Raw genomic sequence first — 1,994 nt, 5'->3', positions numbered from 1 at the left:
TCTAATAATCGATCTAGTTCATTTTTTTCTTCATCGTTTGTTTGTACCATTGTATCAGGCGCATTCATTCATACTCACTACCTTTTTTTAATATCATATTATTGTTAGGAGTTATTGGGTTAAATCCTAATAGACTATAGATGTTATCTACTATACCCAATTAAATGATTTCTATTCAAAAATATAGGAGGAGACAAAATGAATGAAAAATCAACTTCATTTCAAATAGATTTATCCCCAAGAATTCTTGAAGAAGTCGAGCGCTATGTAACATATCAAAATATTCGAAGGAAATTACAAGGATCAGAAGAGGAGATTCAAGTAGAGGATATAGTGAAGGCAGCACTAATACATTACTTAGGACAACTAGAGCAAGCGATTGAACTAAATAAATTCAAAAAAATTGCGAGTGATGTACAATTCCCATTAAAAAATAATATAGCCGAAATAATGTTGAAAAATGGAATGAAACAAGCTGAATTATCTCGTAAAACCGGTATTAAGAGTGGGAATATGAGTATGATCGTAAATAATAAAGTTCAACCGTCTATGGAGAATTTTTTAAAGATATGGTCTGTGTTAAAGTTTCCACCTCTGCATGAAATTTTCTATAGAGATTATTCGAAATAGATGAAAAGGAGTTTAATTACTTTACGTGTCTAAAAACTCTAATATTAGAGCAGATTTACACAAAAATTAATGTGAATTCGTAAAAAAGATGTAATAAAACAAGTTTTGGTGGAAATAGGATAACAGCAAATAGCTATTTTAAAACCTGGTAAAGGAGAGAAGCTATATATGGTAGCAAGTGTAGGTTTGTTAATTACAACTATTGCTAAGTTTGGTGTGGCGACTGCTGGAACAGTTGGAATAACAAGAGGTATAGATTATTTCCATACATTTGAGAAAAGATGGAAAACTAACTCCAAAAAAACTTCTACAAAAGAAGGTAAACATGATTATGAAAAAATAAAGCAAGAATTAATGGATTCTACACCGTCTCAAGGCACTAGTATACCCCAAGAAACACTTTAATTTATTAGGAGGTGTCATAGGTGTATGCTGAACTATCTAGCCTAGAAACCGTAGGTAATACCATTAAAGTTCGTTTTTCCACTAATCATTCGGTTAAAGAAGTTATAGAACCATTGGATATACAAAAAAATATAAATCAGAAAGTTAAATGTGGTAATTTTTTTCTGAAAAGATTACGAAGGGAAGTGAAATACGCCAGCAAGAAAGAGAAACGAAATTGGTTAAGAATTCTAAAGGGTTTACTTATCACAACTACTTTAGTAATAGGGAACGCGACTCCAGCATTTGCAGCAGAAAGTCTAACAGCGGATGTTTTTACAATGCCGCTAGAATTAATTCAACTATTTGTGGGGCTATTAGTAATTACAGTAATAATAGCTATAGGGATTGCACTCATAGCATCGGTTCTAGCAGGTATTTGCCGGATGATCCGAAAAGGAAAACTGGCACACGAATGGACCAACGATATTATAAGAGGACTAGTGCAGGTATTATTGCTGCCGTTAACTATATTTTGTATAATCCTATTCTTTCATTTTTTATTCGGAAACATGGATTGGTATATAGATCCCGTAAATTATTTGCCAGCATTCAAAGATGCTTTAGAAGACCTGTTCCGTATGCGTGTGTAGCGACACCGTACCTATATAAACAGTTAGAAGATACACATGAATTTGTTAAATCAAAGAATGATTTTCTAGCAGTTAATGATTCTGGTTTTGATTTTAATTTTCCTGATTTATCAAATTCTTCATATTCGGGAAGTAATGAGATGTCGAAAGGAGTGTTTCAACAATTTCAAGACAGTATTAATGGTATTATTACTAAAATTAATGATATAGATCAGTCCGTAGAACAAATAAGCAAAGTAACTTCAGATTTTTGGACCTTTTTTAGTCAATTAACAGATAGAATATATGATTACAGCATGACATTGCTGAATTTTATATTTCAGATAT

General features: G+C 31.9%; 4 protein-coding genes. All 4 read left to right on the top strand.

Features of this window, described 5'->3' with window-relative positions:
- Positions 1-198 precede the first annotated feature (198 nt).
- Entirely contained in the window at positions 199-630 is a 432-nt protein-coding gene (locus tag RCF13_RS11030; protein WP_001995981.1) for a helix-turn-helix transcriptional regulator, read from the top strand.
- Positions 631-798: 168 nt separating this feature from the next.
- On the top strand, positions 799-1,035 hold the full coding sequence (locus RCF13_RS11025) for a hypothetical protein (RefSeq protein ID WP_016121693.1): 237 nt from the start codon (positions 799-801) through the stop codon (positions 1,033-1,035).
- A gap of 20 nt (positions 1,036-1,055) precedes the next feature.
- Positions 1,056-1,667, top strand: a complete 612-nt coding sequence (locus RCF13_RS11020; protein ID WP_308141178.1) for a hypothetical protein — start codon at positions 1,056-1,058, stop codon at positions 1,665-1,667.
- A gap of 140 nt (positions 1,668-1,807) precedes the next feature.
- Positions 1,808-1,994, top strand: a 187-nt coding sequence (locus RCF13_RS11015; protein ID WP_308141177.1) for a hypothetical protein, incomplete at its 3' end; no start/stop codon positions are given.

Source organism: Stenotrophomonas maltophilia group sp. RNC7, from assembly GCF_030910085.1.
Classification (GTDB): Bacteria; Pseudomonadota; Gammaproteobacteria; order Xanthomonadales; family Xanthomonadaceae; genus Stenotrophomonas; species Stenotrophomonas sepilia.
This window is presented reverse-complemented; position numbering and strand designations above follow the sequence as displayed.